The organism is Paenibacillus qinlingensis (genome assembly GCF_031455095.1).
Classification (GTDB): domain Bacteria; phylum Bacillota; class Bacilli; order Paenibacillales; family NBRC-103111; genus Paenibacillus_E; species Paenibacillus_E qinlingensis_A.
In genome coordinates this window covers 136466-156372 of sequence record NZ_JAVDSB010000009.1, presented here as the reverse complement: position 1 = coordinate 156372, position 19907 = coordinate 136466, and the positions used below count along the sequence as shown (strand labels likewise).

Here is a 19907-nt window from a genome sequence, read left to right as displayed (position 1 = left end):
TTTTGCAATCTATACAGTTGCTAACATCTGATTCATATTGTCGGCTTCGATTCCGGCAAGCAGGACGATACCAATGCCATGCGGATCGTTTGTAACCGCCTTAAGATCATACTTGTAATAATCAGGGGAATAGGAATATTTGGATCCGCAGCATACACCATGTACTGATCCATTGCCTTCAAAGGCATGGCTGATTAATGCGCTCCACCCTTTGCGTACGGCATCCGCATACAATCGGGGCTTATCCAGCCAGCCGAAACGTACCCCTCTGGCAAAAGCATAAATAAACATCGATGTGCAGGACGTTTCCTCGAACGATCCTTCATCTGTCAATACTTGATGCCACAAGCCGTTTTTCCCTTGGCGGGCAAGTAACCCTTCGGAGAAATCTCGGAAGAAGGAAAGCAACGCGCCCCTGTCCGAATGGTCCTCAGGCATCATCTCCAGCAACTCCGACAAAGAAAAGAATACCCAACCGTTTCCCCGTCCCCAAGGTATCCCATTAGCCATATGAAATTTGAAATCATAGACATGAGACATCAGCTTTTTGTCAGAGAGATACAAGTATTTCTTAAAAAGGAGAAACTGTCTTGCCGCTTCATCCAGCCATTTGCGTTCTCCTGTCAGCTTGTAGTATCGGGTCAGGAATGGGGTACTCATGTATAAGTCGTCCGCCCATAACGTATTCTCCATGTAGTAACCTATGGATTCCCGATAGAACGCACCATCCTCCTGCCGCTCTTGCGTGTTAGCCATATAATCGGCAATGATATGCGCCAGCCTCACAAAATCTTCATCCCGTGCCTCTTTGTTTGCCTCCAGCATGGCACTGCCAATCGAACCGCAATCGTCCAGCATCTTCATATCCACCAGCTTCGTGTTAATCGCTGGATACCCATACTGCTCACGGTCCCACTGCGAGTAACTGTACATGGTCGTACACGCTTTCAGATGTTGAATTACGTATCGAATGATATCGTATCTCTCGAGCTTTCTGCCCGTTTGGAGAAGGCCGTATAAGGTCACGCCGATAGGATAATTCCATCTTGCGTAACGGGCATTGTGCTGATAAGGTCTAATCCAAACGTCTGGCCGGTCTATTCGCCAATAGGTCTGGTTGCCCGCTTTCTCATCGGCACTATCCGCTTCGAACAGACTGTACATTGTTTGCAACTGTTCAGGAACAATGTCTTCGGAGCGCTCTATCGGCCCTATGTAAAACCAGCATTCATCTGTACCTTTCACCGAATGAGGCTGACAGAATGAATACGTCTCCTCTCCAGCTGACACATCCAGTGAAAACCCCCAGTCTCTCTCCCCACAAACCGACTCAACTAACCAATTGTGCGTCCCGTAAGCGAGATTGGCCTCAACCTCAAATGGCCCTTCTTTTTCGCTCAAACCAACTAGTTCGCCGTTGACCCAGATGCGCAACCGGCCGGTTGACCATCCTTTCAACACGAATGGGTTCCGACCGGGGAGAACGGATTCACCTTTGGACCAAGCATAAGCCACCTTATTGGGCTGAATACCGAATATTCGAGCGCAGTTCATCAGCGATGCCTGCTCCGCAGCCCACGCCAGTGAAGGCAACCACCGGATGGAGGAGTCCGACTCCTTTCCTCTCACTTCGGGAAAGTTATTTTCCCCAAACCTTTCCTCGTTTTGTGGCTCCGAGTACACCCAACCGCCACAATCATATCGTTCAAGGAAAGGATTCATAAAATCAAGCGGATTCGAATGGCTGCGGTTTGAGCCAAATACGCAGCCAAAGCCGGAAGCTACCTTGCGGAAAATGAGTAGGAACGTATTCCAACCTTTTTGCAAATGAACTTCAACAATCTTGCGTGTCTCCACGTTTACTTCTTCCGGTACACCCGATTTATATATCTGCTTGCCATTCAGCAGCAACTTAGTCGGACCATAACAATTGACGGCCGTTTCGACAGACCTGACATTGTCACTCCAAAGCATGCCTAGCGCAAAGGCATATTGGCCTAAGGTTGCATCTGAAAGTTTCTCCTGCATATTAAAATCAAATCTGCCATCCTGCAGCTGAGGGATCGAAAGCCTGCTATAGCACCGAAATACAAACGGGTGCGGGGGATTATTCGCTATATAGGCACCTGCAATCGTCTCCAGAATCGTGTCCGTATTCTGATCAGCCAGCTTATAGGCCATGCCTGCTTCCACTTCGAAATACCGTTTCATACTTTCTCCTCCTTTCGCCTAAATATAGGTTCCATGCTGGATAACAGTCTATATTCATTTGTTCAGATAGCGCAAAAAACGCCCTTCTACTGAGTATTTCCCAGTTAGAAGGACGCTTCGTCACTAGCTTATTTTACTTCCCACCCACAGCAGGAAAATCTTGCATCCGTTCGCGATACTGCCCCGGTGTCTCCCCCTCTACCTTGCGGAAAGAACGGATAAAATTCGTTGAACTTGTATATTTCAACTTCTCGGAAATGTCGGAGATCTTCATATTCGTTTCCATGAGCATCTGCTTGGCTATCGTCAGCCGGTATTGTAATAAATAATCACCGAAATTAACGCCTGCTTCCTGTCGAAACACTTTGCTGACATAATGGGGATGGTATTCGATCCGATCAGCACATGATTCCAAGGTCAAGTCCGTATCGTATTCTTCGTGGATCATCTGGATGACAGCTTCCGAAATTTTGCGAAATTGATGACTCCGTTTTTCCTCCAGCAGTATCAATACCGGCCCTACAACAACCTCCTTAAACCAGGACTCTACCTCTTCCGTCGTTCTCAGCTTAAACAGGCTTTCCACGATTGATTCATCATCTTTCATTAATGTGCGAATCGAGATTCCCTGATCCTGAAGTAGACTGCCCAGTTCAGATAAAAACCGGATAAGGGAAAACTGGTAATCGTGGAAGTGAAAGGGTTGTACGACCAGTTCTCGGACCATTTGGTGCAAAAGAAGAGTCGCTTGCTCCAAGTCGGAGGAGTTAACAGCCTGCTTGAGTTCATCCGAAATCTTAACAGGATACGAAGTCTCCACAGGGGAATCCGCAAAAATATCACGTATGGAAATAATCGACTCGTGACCAAGCTTAACGCGGTATCTGAGGGCATCAATGGCTTCTTTATAAGCTTTGGGTACCTTCGTCCATTTCTCAAATGCATAACTAAGTCCGACGCTAACCGATATATTTAAATAAGTGCGAACCGCTCGTTGAATCTCCTCTGCCAGTTGATATACGTCCTCATCCGAAGTCGGATCCATACGGTCAGTACCCAGAATTGTCAGCTGAGATTCGTGCAGAACAATTGGATTAAGCAAGGTATGTCGTGGAGCTAACTCCCCCGCAATATTGTTTACGGCAAACAAAAGCAGATCCAGATCCTTCTCCTCATATCGGCTTCCTTCAAGTGTATCGATTTCGATCGCCATCACATACATGCGTTGCCAACTCTGCGGGAATTGTAAAGCCGACAACTTCTCGTTTATTTCCCTTGGTCCAACCTCGCCAAAGAAGAGCTTTTGTACAAAAAATTGATTTAACTGTACAACCTGCCCCTGGATTTGGCCGGACATTTCCTGTTGTCGATCCAATAAAGTAAGAAACCGTGTGCCGATCTGCTGCAACTCATCTTCGCGTTTGAGATTATGGGAAGGTTGATGCATATCCTGACCGATAACTGTGGCATAAAGCTTGCGTATTGGACTGTAGAATCGATTTGAGCCCATGACAGAGAAAATTAGAACAAGGAGAACGATGATTAAGCAAATCCATATGGTAAACTCACCGATCGCTTTCGATTCTTGCGTGATCATATCGATTGAAACCGCTGATACATACATCCATCCCGTGAGACTGGAACGAATAAAGGTAACTGAATACTCCTGCTTGCCATAGTGGACATTAACTTTGCCCCCGTCGGCATCCATCCGTTTCAGTTGATCAGCTAACTCCGTTTCACCGAGAAAGGCTCGCGTAAAACTCTCATCTTGATAACCAAGCAGTTTCATCCCACTATCCAACATAAAAACGCTTCCCAGCGGACTTGTATCTAACAGCAGCTTACGCAGATGTGAAAAGGGGATATCTGCCGTGATGATCACGTCGGGGTCTGGATCATAAGCTGGCTTTTTGCTAATCATGCGAATCCCATTTTTATTCGATTCCCATATTGTCTTTTGCGGAATTTCTATAGTTGGATGGCTGTTGTCTTGGTTGAAAGGATAAATCCCCTTATTTCCGATCTGCCATTTGCCGTGCATGTTGAAGAATTCAATATCACTAACACCCAGCTCAAACACCTGCAATTGACGAATCGTTCCTGTCAGCTGCTCAAATTCATTATAATATTTACCCTCCAGCGGCAAGGAGAGAACACTCTCCACAAATGGAGAATGAAGCATCGTTGTGGCGGAAGCTTCTACCGTCTTCAGGTTCTGCTCGATGCGCGACTGGCTTAGCTTTAATATCTGTAAATTGCCTTCCTCCACATAATTTTGGATTGTACCAGAAGTACGAAAATAAGAAAAAAATCCCAATGCCAGCAGCGGTACGACACCAAGTAGAAACCCGTATAGCACTAATTTATTTAAATATGTTAGACCTCGAGTTTTCATGAATATACCTCCGCTGCTGGATGCTTGATCTTTCAGTTCTAATTTTAGCATATAATTAATGATAGCTAGTCGATTCCCCGTTAGTAAGCGGAAAAAGACGGAAGAGATCTCCCATCTTTTAATGCCGATTATTTACCGCCTTGTTTCTTGTAGTCCTCTGTGAATTCCTTAATGATTTGATCGCCGCCTGCTTTGCTCCACTGTTCAAGCGCTTTTTTGTAGCCAGCCTCGTCGATTTCGCCCATGATGAATTTAATTTGCGCGTCACGGCTAATTTTATCTAATTCTGGACCTTTCTCAGTCTTGGTTTTGGAATCCAGTGGTGTCGTTACATCGTAAATAGCAATCTTCGCATTGTCAGCCACCATTTTTTTCCCTTTGATGACTAGCGGGTCAGTTGATTTAATCGGTAACTCATTACTAGGATTTGCGACGCCAAAATTGATATAGTTGGCATCCGACTTGCGGTCTTCAGCGCGGGGATTCACAGGCTCAACGAATCCGTCTACGATCTTATAATCGATATCTTTCATACCTTTTCCAGTCAATGTTAGCATCTCGGGGGTCGACATTTTATCATAGAAAGTTAGAATTTTCTTTAAATCGGCTTCCGTTTTAATGCTGCTCTTAGAGAATACCATGGCGCCATTGTACCCTGAAGTAGCTGATACGATCAGCCCTTTTGGTCCCGTCACACCTTGAATTAAATCGAACTCAGCTTTCGGATTCACCTTTACCGCTTCTTTCTGAATTGACGGAGCATCGGATTCAACGGCGATCATGATCCCCGCTTTCCCTTGTGCCATCATATCCCGGCGTTGCTGCGTATTGATGATAGGAAAGTCAGAATTCATCAACTTCTCCGCAAACAGCTTCTTGTAATATTTAAGACCTTCCAAATACTCTGGTGTCAGGAAGTTGGGAACCAGTTGCCCGTTTTGCACACCATAATTCATTGGGGCGCCATGATAAACGGCAATGCTGCGAACCATCGCATTTAACCCGTCTTCCACCAGTCCGACCGTATCTTTCTTACCGTTCCCGTCCGGATCATTTTCTGTAAATGCTTTCGCTACTTTATACAAATCATCCAACGTCTTCGGCATCGCTAGGCCCAATTTATCCAGCCAATCCTTGCGGATCGTAATGACATGGCGGGCAGCATCCCTATGACGAGGAAGCATGTAATATTTACCGTCAATTGCAATTCCTTTCAGTACCTCCGGGTCCATTTGTTTGCTTAAATTCGGATAGTCCTTCAAATAAGGACCCACTTCCCAGAATGCTCCTGAGCGAGCTGCATTGATGATATTAGCGGATTTCGTTTCATTTGTGAACATGACCTGTGGAAGCGTTCCAGAAGCCATCGTAGCGTTCAACTTCTCTTTATACGCCGTTTCCGGTACCCAAGTGATGTTCAGTTTCGTATTCGTAAGTTTCTCCAGTTCTTTTTGCACATCACTAGTTTCTTTCGGTGCTACACCTTGCATCGTACTCATAATTTCAATTGTCGTTGGCATTGCGTCCTTCACTTTTTCCGTTTGCTGTGCAGATGCTGGTTGCTCGGATGTTTGCTTCTCAGCGGAACATGCCGTCATTAGTAAACCAACCATGCTAACCGCCACCACTGCTTTTACCCCTACATTTTTACGCATATCCATGTAATCAAGACCTCCATTTTATAATAGTTGAGAATGCTATGGTTAATGGGTTCTATTATTTATCCTTTGATAGAACCCATCATAACACCTTTCGCAAAATGCTTTTGTAAAAAAGGATACACACATAGGATTGGGAGTGTTGCGACCGTAATGACAGCCATTTTCACCGTTTCAGGCGGCAATTGGATATCTCCGTCTATGTTCGCAGCATCGTCTAGTCGACCTTCAGATAACAGAACAAAGGAGCGAAGCAGCACTTGAATCGGCCATTTATCGGTATCTCGGATATACAGAATGGCGGACATGAACGTATTCCAATGGCCAACCGCGTAGAACAGTCCGAATGTCGCCAGCGCCGGTAGTGAGAGCGGAAGGATGATGCGCACTAGGATACTGAGATCATTGGCACCGTCGATTTTTGCCGATTCTTCAATTCCATCCGGCATCTGCTGGAAGAAGTTTTTGAGAATAATGAGGTTAAAGGTACTAATTGCACTCGGAATAATGAGCGCCCACAGAGAATCCAACAGTCCCAAGGCTTTCACGATTAGAAACGTAGGGATCATGCCCCCGCTAAATAGGAGTGTGAAAATAACCATCATCATAATCGGCCTACGTCCGATCAAATCTCTTCTGGAAAGCGGATAAGCCATCAAGCAAGTCATAATCAGATTAACGATGGTTCCGCCCACTGTTATCAGAATGGTGACCAAAAGGCTGTTCAGAATACGGTCTGTTGAAAATATAAAGCGGTACGCATCCAGCGTGAATTGCGTTGGAAACAATACGAAATCTTTCGTAAGCTTCTCCGTCGGGCTAGCGAATGATGAACTAACAATATGGACGAAAGGGAGCAGTGTACTCAGTGCAAACAGGATTAGAATTGTATAATTGATAACGTCAAACAAACGGGAACCCCAACTTCGCTCGTGAATCATGTGTGTCACCCTTCCTTAGAAAATGCCTTCTTCACCGAATTTTTTAGATAACCGATTGGCAAGTACGACTAGAATGAGGCCAACCGCTGATTTAAACACACCTATGGCCGTCGAATAACTGTACATCCCGTTCAGGATGCCGGCTGTGTAGACATACGTATCAAATATTTCAGCAACTTCCCTATTAAGTGAGTTAAGAAGCAAGTAGACATGCTCAAATCCGAGCTCAAGAATATTACCAAGCTGCAGAATAAACATAATCAAAATGGTGCTTCGTATCGACGGTAACGTGATATGCCACATTTGACGCAACCGACCTGCGCCATCCATACGTGCCGCTTCATAAAGATGCGTATCTACACCTGCCAGAGCTGCAAGGAAGATGATTGTTCCCCATCCTGTATCACGCCATATATTTTGCAAAATATACATCGGGATAAATTTATCGGGGTCCATCATAAACGTGAAAGGTTCGAAACCAAGTGAAACGATCCACTTTTGAAATAAGCCATCATGCGACTCAAATAGGACATAGAACATGCCAATAATAATTACCCAAGACATGAAATGAGGGATATAGATCAGCGTTTGTATCGCTTTCTTGAACTTTTCTTTCCTCAATTCATTGAGCATAAGCGCTACAATAATCGGCATTGGAAAGACAATAATTAGATTAACGAGGGACAAAACCAATGTGTTCTTCAGTAGTTTAAAAAACGTAGGCTCACTGAATAAACGAATAAAATGCTTTAAGCCTACCCACTTACTACCGGACATCCCCTGAAAAGGAGAGTAATCCTGAAACCCAATCGCAATTCCCCACATGGGACCGTATTTAAATAGTAAGAAGTAAACAATGCCCGGCAACAGCATCAGATAGAGCCACCGATCCTTGAGCATCTTCCCTGTCACGCGATTCATTTTTCTTCTTTTGGTTCGTACTTCAGCCCGTTCATGTGCTGAATAATCGATAGCAGCCATTATATCCTTCACTCCTTCTCTCTATAAATCAAGTTCGCCGCGCCTCGTCTTCAGGAGCGATGCTTACGGCTTTATTCTAAGGAGCAGAGGAAATATCCGTCTATATTCATTTGCTCAGAATGCCATCCCACTCCATTTCTACATATAAAAAAAACACCAGTCACACATAAAAATGTGTGTACACTGGTGTTTTTTATACCTCATTTTCTCCCGATAAAATGGATAAACAATACGCCGTTCGCATCAATCTGCATTTCTATGTTATTTATGGATCCCTGTCCGCGCACCTGATTGGTATTGTGTCGGAGACATTCCATAGTATCTGCTGAACGCCCGCGAGAACGAGTACACATCGGGGTAACCGATCGATAGTGCGATATCCGTAACATTCAACTCACCATCTATCAACAGTTCTATGCTTTTCTCCATACGCAATTTAATTAAATATTGCATCGGACTATAGCTTAGAACGCGGATACACTCCTGATATAGATGGGAGCGATGTACACCAGCAATTGTGGCAACATTAGTTACGCCGATGCCTTCCATGTAATGCGTATCCATGTATTGTTTACATCGCTCCAGCCAATCGATATTCACCTGACTCTTCGCCTGCTCATCCGTCTTGGCAATGAGTGACTCAAGCAGCTGATATAGTTTCAGCTGCAGCATCACTTCATCATACTCGGTACGATCCCGAAGCATGCTATGAATTCGGTTCATCGTCTGCGCATGCTCCGGCATCCACCGATGGTTAACATAGGGCTCCTCTTTACTGAAGCCAATTCGATCCAGAAAGGGGCCGGCTTGATTGCCTTGGAAAGCCAGCCAATACATCTTCAACTGCTGCTCGTCCTCGGCTTCAGCCAACTGATAGCTGTATCGAAGCCCAGGATACAGACAGAACAGATCGCCTTTACGCAGTTGAACCGTTCTGTTACCATGTATGAGCGTAACACTTCCACTAATTACGGCATGCACAGAATAGCATTCAATGACTTTAGGACCAACCAGATAGTTGGGCTTTGCCCTGTTCTGCCCAGCTCGAATGATCCATAAACCTCCGTTCTTCTCGAATTCGGAAGGCGTGTGGAACAGATATTCGGCAAATTCATGGCCATATTCTTTCATCCGCTTCGCTCCTTCGCAAGGAACTATTATCGTACTATGAAGTGCTCAAGCAGCTCCATCTGCTTATCTTGAAACTGATGCGCTTTCTCATTCTCTGCTTCCGGCGAGCATATTCGCCGCAGCTCCGCATCAAGCTCTGCAGCTTTCTCTGGATACTGCTCATATAGATCATCAAGCTCATCGGGATCTGTATCGATGCGAAACAGTTGATGTGGAGCTTCCATATAAGAAATAAGCTTCCAGATGCCTTTGCGTATCATATACGCGCCTGAACGAGTGCCATGACCGTGATACTCCGAAAACACAACACGTTCGGTGTCATCTGGAGCAATTTGTTGCAGCGGGTTTCCCGCCCATACAGCCGGTCTTGTTGCACCAGCAGCGTAAAATAACGATGCTTGCACGTCATGCAAATCGACAGGAGTCGTTACCCGAACACCCTGTGCGAACCCCGGGCCTGCTCCAATACACGGAATACGTACGGAGTCTTCATACAAGGAACATTTCCACCACAAGCCGAATTTACCTAGCATTTCGCCATGATCCGAGGTGTAAATCAACTGGGTGGTTTCTGCTAGCCCCTGATCATCTACCGTATCCAGCAGTCTTCCTAGCTGATCGTCAATAAACGCAACGTTGCCCGCATAACCGCGTCGAAGTCCACGAATTTGCTCCTCCGTAAACAAGTCTGCTTCAAAATGCTCGCGCAAATCTTTGGCATATGGATGATTGGCACTCGCCTCATTAACACCGTATCGGGGCAGATCGGCCGCTTCCGGATACAAGTCCCAATAAGCTTGCGTATTCCATTGCGGAAAATGAGGATTAATTAAATTAATCGTCAGATTCCATGGCTTTGTAAGGGTAGGGGCAACATTCGTCAACCACGCCAATGCTGCATCCATAATCTTTAAATCAGAGTCGAAAGCGTCCTCTTTCACACCGTAACCGTTTGCCCTTTGGGCTGCTCCCTCACGGATAGCGAGAGGCCTGCGATGGAAATTAACATCTCCTGGCAGTTTCCGTTCCTTCGTATGATGCAGCTCTGAAAATCCTAACCGCTCTATATCGTCAAATACATCCGATTTACCGAAGTAGACCGTATGAATGCCCTGTTCACTTAGTACTTTGCCGTAGGAATCAGCATCCGTTGGCAATGTCAGATTACAATTGCTGTAGTTTTGGAGCTCATGTACTCTCTTGCCCGTGAAGAAGGCGCTGCGGCTTGGACTGCAAAGTGGAGAAGGGCAATAGGCATTTTCATACACCGTACCTCTGCTTGCCAACCGCTCCATATTCGGCGTACGCAGAAATGGATGTCCATATACGGACGAGTACAACGGGTTATGCTCATCTGATATGATAATGATGGAATTACTCATACACATTCCCCTCTCTTTACACACGTGATTCATGGTCGGATACACGTCGCTGCCCGCTCTTTTTGCTTTCTGCTACGATGATCTCGGCTTTTGGCTCACCTGCCGCTTCCATTCTCCGAAGCAGTCGCTCTCTCAAAATAGCAGTGACATCTGCATGTGATGCGAATCCTATTAAGTTCGTTAGTTCATAGGGATCGGCCTGAAGATCGTATAAAAATTCTTCAACGTAGGCATCCGCAGTCGCTACATCGCCAATCGGTTCTCTAGCCGATACGGAATATTTCCATCGCGAAGTGCGAATTGCTCTGCCAATCTGCGCCTCGCTAATTTGCACATAAACATCATCGGGCCAACTGGCTGTTTCTCTACGTACGAGTGGGAGAAATGATTGTCCTTGCATCGCATCAGGTACCTCAATGCCGGCCGCATCCAGCAGCGTAGGCGGCAGATCAATCAAACTGACTAGCTCGAGGATTTGACCTCCACTATCGAACCCGGGTCCGATGACCGCTGACGGTACACGGATAGAGCTTTCATGGCACGAGCGTTTGTACTCGCTGTTGCGTGTTTTGAAATGGCAGGCGTGGTCGGACGTGAACAAGATAATCGTATTATCAGCGAGTCCTAAGCTTTTGACAGCGTCAAACAACCGGCCAAGCGCTTCGTCTATCCGTTTCACCATGCCATAATAACCGCCTAAATGCTGCGCGCTTGTACCGCCAAGCGCAGCCAAATCAGGGGGAGTCCATCTGCCGGTGTATGCTTCTTGATAAATGTCCGGCGATGGATAGTCATCCCGATGATTTTGATGATGCGGCTCCAAGAAGGAAAGGAATAGGAAGAAAGGATTCTCTTTCTCCTGATCGATGTAGCGAATTGCTGCATCTGTCAACGCATCGACTCTATAACCGGGCAGCTTCACTCGCTCATTGTCATTATTAAATACAACGGCATCGTAGGAGTCCGAAGTCATTTCCAATGCATTCGCCGCAAGCCAATACTCGTAACCGCCACGTCCCTTCTCCGTAACGGGATTCTCGCTGGCTAGATGCCACTTTCCGATATATCCGGTTTTGTATCCAGCGTCTCGGAAATAATGCGCCAACGTCTGTGTCCCTTCCGGCAGCGGAATTGAATTACGATGACAGCCCGTCGTCGTCGGATACAAACCCGTCTGAAACACCGATCGTGCTGGACCGCAAACAGGCTGACAAGTAAACGAATTATATAAATGAGTGCCCCGTGCCGCCATTCGGTCGAAATTAGGCGTAAGTCCAAGCGGGTTACCGTGTACGCCAGTCGTATCCCAACGCTGTTGATCCGTAAAGAATACGATCACATTCGGTTGTGAAGCTTTGTGTGTGTTTGCCATATCCATTCATCTCCTTCTATTTCACTTTTTCACTAATTGCTTATAATCCTCTGATGTGTAGTCTTTGTCCGCCTGCCAATTAGGGAAGGTGAAATCATCTCTGCTCACCTGTACACCAGATGACTTTACTTTATTCACAGCCTCGTCCAGGCCTTTGTTTAATTTCTCATCATAAGCTTTGAGCAAAGGCGCCGCATCTTTTTCAGCCCCTGTCAGTACCGCTTGTAAAATATCGCTGAATGATGGCTTGATTTTCGGCTGCGAAAGGGTTCCCAGTCCCACGATGACCTTGGCGGTTTGCGGGTTTTGAATCGCATAATCTGGGCGAAGCTTCAACTCTTCTTTATGCAGCTTCAAGAACGAATCGAATTCAGGATATGGATACAGCGCCTTATTCTCATTGATACTATTAATTGGCGTCAGAGCGACGCCGCTGTTCAGGTACTTTTCATAAAATAGCTGTGAGGAAAAGGCTTTTTCGATAAACTCCGCTGCAGCTTTCGCATTTTTGGATTTGGCCGAAATGAGATAGCCGGATGGGGCAGCTTGCACATAGTAATATGTCGGCTTACTTCCGGTAAGCGTCGGCACGGCTGCGAGGCCCAGCTTAACATCTGGCGTATCTCGCTTCGCAATCCACATCCGGGCGCGACCATCGATTAGAAAAGCTGCCTTGCCTTGACCGAATAGCACGCTGGCTTCCGTGCTTTTCAATGTAAAAGAGGAGGGTAAAATACTACCGTCCGCTTTGAGCTTTAGCAAGAAATCAAAAGCATCCAGCGTTGCTTTGGAGCTATATTCATATTTCCCGGTCTTATAATTAAATCCCTCAGCCGCCTGCGGATCACTGCCTGCGCTTAGCGCACTTACGAATTTGCCGATACCTGAAGCATCGCCGGTCTCGCCTCCGCCGAATACGATGCCGAATACATCGCCTTTGCCCTTGGCTGTAATCGTGTTTGACATACTGCGCAGCTCATCCCAAGTTGTTGGCGGCTTCTCCGGGTCAAGCCCAGCTTTTTGCAGCACATCCTTGTTATAGTACAGGATCGAACTCAACTGCGGCCCCGTGAGTGGCCAAGCGTACGTTTTGCCATCAATAACGTTCACACCTTCGGCAAAGGACCCCGCGATAAATTGCTTCTTCCACTCCTCCGAAAGAAGACCGTCATACGGCAGCGCCCACCCATTAGCCACGATGGAACGTATATCTGTATTTTGCGGCGTTTGGAAAATATCTGGAAGCTCATTGGATGTAGCCGCTGCCTGAACAGCTGAATTGTATTCAGCCCAAGGCATGTAACGGGCCTCGACCCGAATGCGGCCTTTGTTTTTTTCATTAAACTCCTTCACCATACGCTGGCCTGGACTTTCGTCCCCCTTCAAGAAATCGCTCCCTCCCCATACGGTGACAATCGATTCCTGCCCGACTTCTTTTGTTTGCTCCGGTTTCTCAGCATTATTACTCGTGCAGCCTGAGAGCACCACAACACTCCCTAGCGCCAAAGCGCCGAATCCATTCATCCATTTCTTACTCATAGCCATCCTCCTCATAAAATAAAAAAATGTGTTCTTGTGTTTCTCTTATCCCTTAATTGCACCTGAAACCCCTTCAATAAAATAACGTTGCAGTAATATAAATACGGCAAGAATAGGGAGCAAAGATATGCTGGCTGCTGCTGCCATACCCGTCCAGTCCATCGTATTTTCGCCAACGAACTGAAACATCCCCACGCCGAGCGTCCGTAAATTGGGCTTGCTCAATGTGAAAATAAGCGGCATGAGAAACGCGTTCCACGTCCACATAAACTGCATGATCGCGGTCGTTGCAATGATCGGCTTTGCCATGGGCAGCATAATACTTGCAAATGTCCTTAAAAAACCACTCCCATCGATCTCCGCCGATTCCTCCATTTCCTTCGGAAGACCGCGGAAATAGGCAACGAATAGTAAAATGAACAAGATATGTCCACTGCCTGCCTCAGCCAAAATAACGCCCCATAGGGAATTGTTAAGTCCCAGCGAGTTAATAAGCGAATAAACCGGGATAATCGTATATCCCTTGGGCATGAACATCGTCGCAGTAACCGCTGTTACAAAAAATAGCCGTCCACGAAAACGATAACGCCCAATTGCGTATCCCGTTAGGGAGCACACAGCAAGCACGATCAACACCACCGACACGGTAACAATCAGTGTGTTCCAGAAATACACGGAGAAATGCGCCGTCTCCCATGCCCGTTTGTAATTGGCAAATTGAAACTTTTGCGGCAATAGCGTGATGCCTGAGGTGATATATTCGTTATTTGTCTTAAACGAAGCGGCAATCATCCAAATGAACGGATATATCCAGACGATGCCGATCCCGATCAACAAAGTGTGCAAAGCTAATAACGGCACGCGTAGAAGCTTCCTTTTCAAGGTGAGTCCCTCCTATAACCGCCCGGACGATTTACGTCCGCCAGTCCATTTGACAAACAACCCCAAAATAATGGAGATAAGCATGACCACAATCCCATATAAAACGCCCGCTGCGGAAGCGAAGCCTACCCGGGCTTCCCCGCTGCCTGAGAATGCATACCGGTAGATGTATACATCCACCATGTCCGTTTTGAAGGCGGGGCCACCGTTGGTCATCGTCTTAACCAGATCAAATACATGAAGCGCATTAACAGCTGACATCAGCACAATTACACTCCCAACCGGCAGCAGCAAGGGTATCGTCAAAAATCGGAACAATTGCCAAGCGGAAGCTCCGTCGATGCGGGCTGCTTCGAACAATTCTTTGGGCAGAGATTGAATACCCGCTAGCCAATATACAAGCTTCATCCCGAAGGTTTTCCAAATGCCGACTACGATGACAATCGCGAGTGCCGTATCAATCGAACCGAGCCAATCCACAGGCCGTTCAATCCATCCGAGACGCAGCAGTATCTCGTTCACCAGACCTTTGTATGCACCGAATGCGAACCGCATCACTAAACCAACAACAGCCGTGGTCGTAACAACCGGTAAGAAGTACACCGTGCGGTAAAATACCTTCCCTTTGAGCCAACTTGCATTCAACAAAAGCGCCATAAGCAGCGCAAGCGGTACTTGAATAGCTACCAAACAAACCATAAACACAATACTGTTGCGAAAAGCGTTCCAGAAGATTGGATCAAGCAGCGTCTCCTTGAAATTATCAAATCCCGCGAAATCTCGAAGAGGGCCGTAGCCATTCCAATGGAAAAAGGCATATACATAGCTCATTGCGATCGGGTACACCGTAAATAGCAGGAACAGCAGCAATTGCGGCGCGATAAAAGCCCAGCACCACATCTCTTTGCGCAAACGGTAGTGAAACCATGTTGGCTTCGCTCTTCCCTCCGTTTTATTGCCAGTAACGATGTGCATGGTGTTACCACCTCCTTTCGTTTGACCTCATCCTGTTAAGCATCTGCCGCACAGCGAAATCCTATATTCCCGGTTGAACTGTCCGGCGTATTCGAGCTGCGTGCAGCAACCCTGTAGCGATTGCAGTAAGACTTATGGCATAAATACGAACCGCCACGCATGGATCGGCTTACGCCGGAAGATGCCCCCCGCGGATTTCTCTTGTTCTTGTCCGGCGCTGCCATAAACCAATCAGAGCACCATTCCCACACGTTGCCAACCATGTTGTACAAGCCGTACCCATTCGGTGGAAACGAGCGGGCAGGTGCAGTACCGGCATAGCCATCCGAGGCATGGTTTTTGTCAGGAAATTTCCCCTGCCACACATTGCATAGATGCTCGTTACCAGGCTTCAGCAGATCGCCCCAAGGGTAGCGCTTCTGGATTAGGCCTCCACGAGCTGCAAACTCCCACTCGGCTTCCGTCGGAAGCCGTTTGCCGGCCCATTTGGCATACTGCGTTGCATCATGCCATGAAACATGAACGACGGGATGATCCAGCCGTTCCTCGATCGAAGAGCCGCTGCCTTCCGGCCGAAACCAGCAGGCTCCGTTCACGGCGAGCCACCATGGCACGTTCGGCACTGGCCTTGCGTCCACGTCCCGCACCTTATCCGGGACGAACAAATGAAAGACGAACGACCAACCGAACCTCTCCGCTTCCGTCACATAGCCGGTTTGTCGAATGAACTTCGCGAACTGCTCATTCGTAACCGTGCAAGCATCTAGATAGAACGGTGAAAGCTCGATCGTTCGAATCGGCCCTTCCCCATCATTCGGGAAGCCTTCGGCGACATCGGTGCCCATTAAAAATTCGCCGCCAGGCAAGTAAATCAACCCTTCATCTTGAAACGGTTTCTTCTGGGCACTTGGTACGAATGATTCCAGATGTATAAAATTAGTCGTGTTTTGCGCCTCGAGGGTCTGCTGTTCCGTCCGTTTGATGGAGCAGCAGGCTCCTCCGCTAGTTGTATGCATATGACACCCTCCTCCCAATGGCAAAACAAAAAGAGACGTACGGCATGAACAATTACATTCATGCGATACGTCTCCGTTAGTACGGTCGACTGCGTCGGCTTCAATTATTATAATCCAATAAGATTACTCGGTTATCACTTTGTCTAGAATTTTAGCTCCGAACACTTATATTGTCAACCGTTTTTTGGCAAATTGTCATTCCTAGGTTTCTTTTCATTATTGTTTATACCAAATGAAACAGCCTCAGTCCAATGACATTCAGGACCAAGGCCGCTCTGATGTTTAGCGTTCAGCTACAAACGTATTTCGCAGTGTACCAATCCCCTCAATCGTCGCTTCAACAACATCACCAGGCTTCAACCACACCTGAGGCTTCCTCCCCATTCCGACACCAGGGGGTGTACCCGTGGAGATGATATCTCCGGGTTGCAGTGTAATGGTATTGGAAAGAAACGAAACCAGATGCGGAATATCAAAAATTAATTCTTTCGTGTTCGAATTCTGCATCACTTGCCCGTTCAACGTCAGTGAGATGTTCAAACTTCCCGGGGTCGCAATCTCATCCGACGTAACAATCCACGGTCCTGTCGGTGCGAATCCATCGATGGCTTTCCCACGCGTCCATTGTGGTTCGTTCAGTTGAATATCACGAGCACTGACATCATTCAACACCGTATAACCGAATACGTAATCCATCGCGTCTTCTTTTGTGACTCTTTTGGTTGTTCTGCCAATGACGACAGCCAGTTCGACTTCGTAATCACATTGCGAGACTTCTCTAGGAATCGTTACGAAATCCTCATGTCCGATCAAACAGTTGTTGTACTTTGGAAAAAGTACGGGAACTTTGGGTACTTGCATATTGGACTCGATGACATGGTCGTGATAGTTAAGTCCGATACAAATAATTTTCTCTGGATCCGTTAAAGGGGAAGCTAATTTTACATCCTCCAGTGGATAAAGAGCGCCGCCTTCGGCACATGCTGCTAGATAATCTGCGGCACGCTTACCAGACTCGGCAAGCCCACGAATCACATCACGCGCCGTGCAGACTGCGCTTAACACTTGAACGGTACTCTCTTCTTTTACAATACCGACTTGCAACTTATTAGGATCCTGTTTGGTGTAAAATTGCACTAATTTCATCCTATTTGTCTCCTCTGCCTGTTTTTTAAACTTGGATGCCAACCTTTAAAATCGTTTGATAGTAATAGAAGATCGGATAGTAGTATTGCGCAAACTTTTTTGGACTATCTCCCCAGAAAATGAGGGCATCACCAGCATCACCAGAGATCTCTCTGCCTTCTCCCTCGCCCCCACGGATGTCAATGCCTTCGCGGAACGTAGCCCTCCCCGCTTCCAAAAACTTCACTTCGCCAGTAAATTCATAGGCATAGGACAACGCCTCTAGACAAATTGGATTACTGTGCAGTTTCTGTGTACTAGGCAACTCTTTATAATAAAATAAGCCCGTTTCTTTCACATAACAATGCTCCAAATAATCGTCCATCACATCCACAATCATTTGCTTAATTTGTTCCTGCGGGCGGATACGATAGTAACGCATCAAACTGTTAACCGCCACGCAAATCATGAAGCCTGAGCGATACACCGTATGATCCGTTGCAGGGGACAGGAAGGTGCCAAATTTATTTTTCCACGCTGTAAAATGATCAACAATGCGCTCTGCGGCTTCCAGCCATTTCTCCTCATAGGTCTCATTATATAAAGCTGTCAGACTGCGAAGCGCCCAACCGCTTTCTCTAGCGGCAATGCCTCCCTCACCTTGATAGCGAGGCGTATTTAATATCCTTCTGATGTTGTCACCAATACCAATGGCCGCCGTAAGCGCGGATTGTTCGCCAGTCATGTGATAATAGTCAAGTAGGCCTTCGACCCACTCATGACATATTTTCACGAGTCCTGTTACATGCTTGCCTGAATGCATGATTTGACCATTTTGACGTAACGGATCCTCACTAAAATGGCAAATATCCACATCCATCCAGTGCTCAGCGCCTCTTAGCATGTAATCGTAGAATCTTCGCTTTCCGGTTCTTGCGAACAAATGCATCATCGCATGCGGGAGATCATACTCGTTGTTCACCCACACCCAATCGCCATTGCCCCTGCCTTGGAACGTATAGTTCTTATCAGGCGCATCGCCCCAATGCAGCATGCCGAAAGTTTTCGCCCTGCCGTCCGCCATTCGGTAAAATCCGCGCTCAACCCAGTCGATGAATTGATCACCTGGGATGGATTCAATGATACCCGCTCGTTCATAGGCTCCGCGTTCCAGCACGGGATGATCCGGCATCTGCATTTGCAGACTGCGCACGTTAACCTGCTCAAGTTGTTCGTCTGCTCCATGCACATGCAGGAAGAAGCGATGCGTTTTGGCCATTCCCTGCATCATGGTGATAGGATGCCCCGCAGGAATGATGCCCACGTTGATTTCTTCGGATGTAACCTCCAACGATTTAGGCAAGTTTTGTGGTGCCTGGAACAACGTAACGCTAATTCCACCACGATGCTGTTCACTCAGATCAGCCCAGAATGTCCCGCAGAATGTTTCTGGGATGTCTTCGATAAATTCCTTTTTCAAGGATTCGGCCGTAAACGCATACGATAAATGATCTCCCTTTACTCCGCTTTTCGACAACCTTTTATCCGTTCCAAAGCGGGAGATGCCGAGTCGAAGCTGTTCGGATTGCAGAACGTCCTGCGCAGATTGAACACGCAGTTCGGCAGCATGAATCACCTGCTCTTGGGCTAATTCCTTGTTGATAATCTGATAATCGATCATCAACCACGGTTTTCCGGCAAATGCATAGACCCGGACTACGAAATCGAACCAGCGATTCTCGTCAGCAGTACTGAGATGTTTCCCTTTCGCTTCAACGGAACACCGAATAGGACCTGATTCAAGTACGCGCCAACCTTCAGCGGAAATTTGGCATACATGCTCTTGATTCGAAGCATCTCGAAGCGTCGGCCCCACGACGTTATGTGTCTGCACGCCACCCTCAAGCTTCAACGTTCTGAATAAGCCAGTCTCGCCTGGTGCTGATAACTCGGCTTCCAGCGCCCCTGTCGTAATGACTACCGATCCGTTGCGTTGCTGAACGCCGATGGGCTGCGCTGGCAGTACCGTTTCACGATCCGTTGAAATCATGAATGATTTGCCAAGATTAGACGGAAGATCCGCAAGAAAGTGCAGCAGCAGCCACTTCACCGAGCCATCTGGCCACGTTGCCGTTACTCTCGTCTGAGTTGGAATCGCCTCGTTCCCGTCTAGAACGGAAACTTTGGAGCTATCGGACACCATTCCTTCCGCAAAAGGAACAGCAATCGTGCTGGGTTCTTCATGGCGCGGAAACTTGGACAACTTTTCAAAATGTAAGGAAATGTTCATCATGTT

General features: G+C 47.0%; 14 protein-coding genes. All 14 read right to left on the bottom strand.

The window, feature by feature from the left end; genetic code table 11:
- Positions 1-9: 9 nt before the first annotated feature.
- The 14 genes from J2736_RS21770 to J2736_RS21705 all read right to left on the bottom strand — a co-directional run bounded on the left by J2736_RS21770 (position 10) and on the right by J2736_RS21705 (position 19874).
- On the bottom strand, positions 10-2211 hold the full coding sequence (locus J2736_RS21770; protein ID WP_310500699.1) for a glycoside hydrolase family 88/105 protein: 2202 nt from the start codon (positions 2209-2211) through the stop codon (positions 10-12).
- Positions 2212-2344: 133 nt separating this feature from the next.
- Positions 2345-4609 (bottom strand): helix-turn-helix domain-containing protein, encoded by a 2265-nt coding sequence (locus J2736_RS21765; protein ID WP_310500698.1) that lies wholly within the window; start codon positions 4607-4609, stop codon positions 2345-2347.
- 128 nt (positions 4610-4737) lie between these two features.
- Positions 4738-6270: an extracellular solute-binding protein gene (locus J2736_RS21760; protein ID WP_310500697.1), complete on the bottom strand. Its 1533-nt coding sequence runs from the start codon at positions 6268-6270 to the stop codon at positions 4738-4740.
- Between the two features lie 59 nt (positions 6271-6329).
- The gene (locus J2736_RS21755; RefSeq protein WP_310500696.1) at positions 6330-7208 is read right to left on the bottom strand and encodes a carbohydrate ABC transporter permease; all 879 of its coding nucleotides are present in this window, start codon (positions 7206-7208) and stop codon (positions 6330-6332) included.
- A 15-nt stretch (positions 7209-7223) separates the two neighbouring features.
- Positions 7224-8129 carry an ABC transporter permease gene (locus tag J2736_RS21750; RefSeq protein WP_397341330.1) on the bottom strand — a complete coding sequence of 302 codons (906 nt, stop codon included), beginning with the start codon at positions 8127-8129 and terminating at the stop codon, positions 7224-7226.
- A gap of 321 nt (positions 8130-8450) precedes the next feature.
- Positions 8451-9320, bottom strand: coding sequence for an AraC family transcriptional regulator (locus tag J2736_RS21745; RefSeq protein ID WP_310500694.1), 870 nt, complete (start codon positions 9318-9320; stop codon positions 8451-8453).
- Positions 9321-9346: 26 nt separating this feature from the next.
- Positions 9347-10702: a sulfatase-like hydrolase/transferase gene (locus J2736_RS21740; RefSeq protein WP_310500693.1), complete on the bottom strand. Its 1356-nt coding sequence runs from the start codon at positions 10700-10702 to the stop codon at positions 9347-9349.
- A gap of 16 nt (positions 10703-10718) precedes the next feature.
- Positions 10719-12074, bottom strand: coding sequence for a sulfatase-like hydrolase/transferase (locus J2736_RS21735; RefSeq protein WP_310500692.1), 1356 nt, complete (start codon positions 12072-12074; stop codon positions 10719-10721).
- 21 nt (positions 12075-12095) lie between these two features.
- Positions 12096-13613: an ABC transporter substrate-binding protein gene (locus tag J2736_RS21730; RefSeq protein ID WP_310500691.1), complete on the bottom strand. Its 1518-nt coding sequence runs from the start codon at positions 13611-13613 to the stop codon at positions 12096-12098.
- A gap of 45 nt (positions 13614-13658) precedes the next feature.
- Entirely contained in the window at positions 13659-14495 is an 837-nt protein-coding gene (locus J2736_RS21725; protein ID WP_310500690.1) for a carbohydrate ABC transporter permease, read from the bottom strand.
- Between the two features lie 12 nt (positions 14496-14507).
- Positions 14508-15470 (bottom strand): carbohydrate ABC transporter permease, encoded by a 963-nt coding sequence (locus tag J2736_RS21720; protein WP_310500689.1) that lies wholly within the window; start codon positions 15468-15470, stop codon positions 14508-14510.
- A gap of 35 nt (positions 15471-15505) precedes the next feature.
- Complete coding sequence (locus J2736_RS21715; protein ID WP_310500688.1) at positions 15506-16486, bottom strand: formylglycine-generating enzyme family protein; 981 nt, start codon at positions 16484-16486, stop codon at positions 15506-15508.
- A 282-nt stretch (positions 16487-16768) separates the two neighbouring features.
- Entirely contained in the window at positions 16769-17632 is an 864-nt protein-coding gene (locus J2736_RS21710; protein ID WP_310500687.1) for a fumarylacetoacetate hydrolase family protein, read from the bottom strand.
- Positions 17633-17657: 25 nt separating this feature from the next.
- Entirely contained in the window at positions 17658-19874 is a 2217-nt protein-coding gene (locus J2736_RS21705) for an RIFT barrel domain-containing protein (RefSeq protein WP_310500686.1), read from the bottom strand.
- Positions 19875-19907 lie beyond the last annotated feature (33 nt).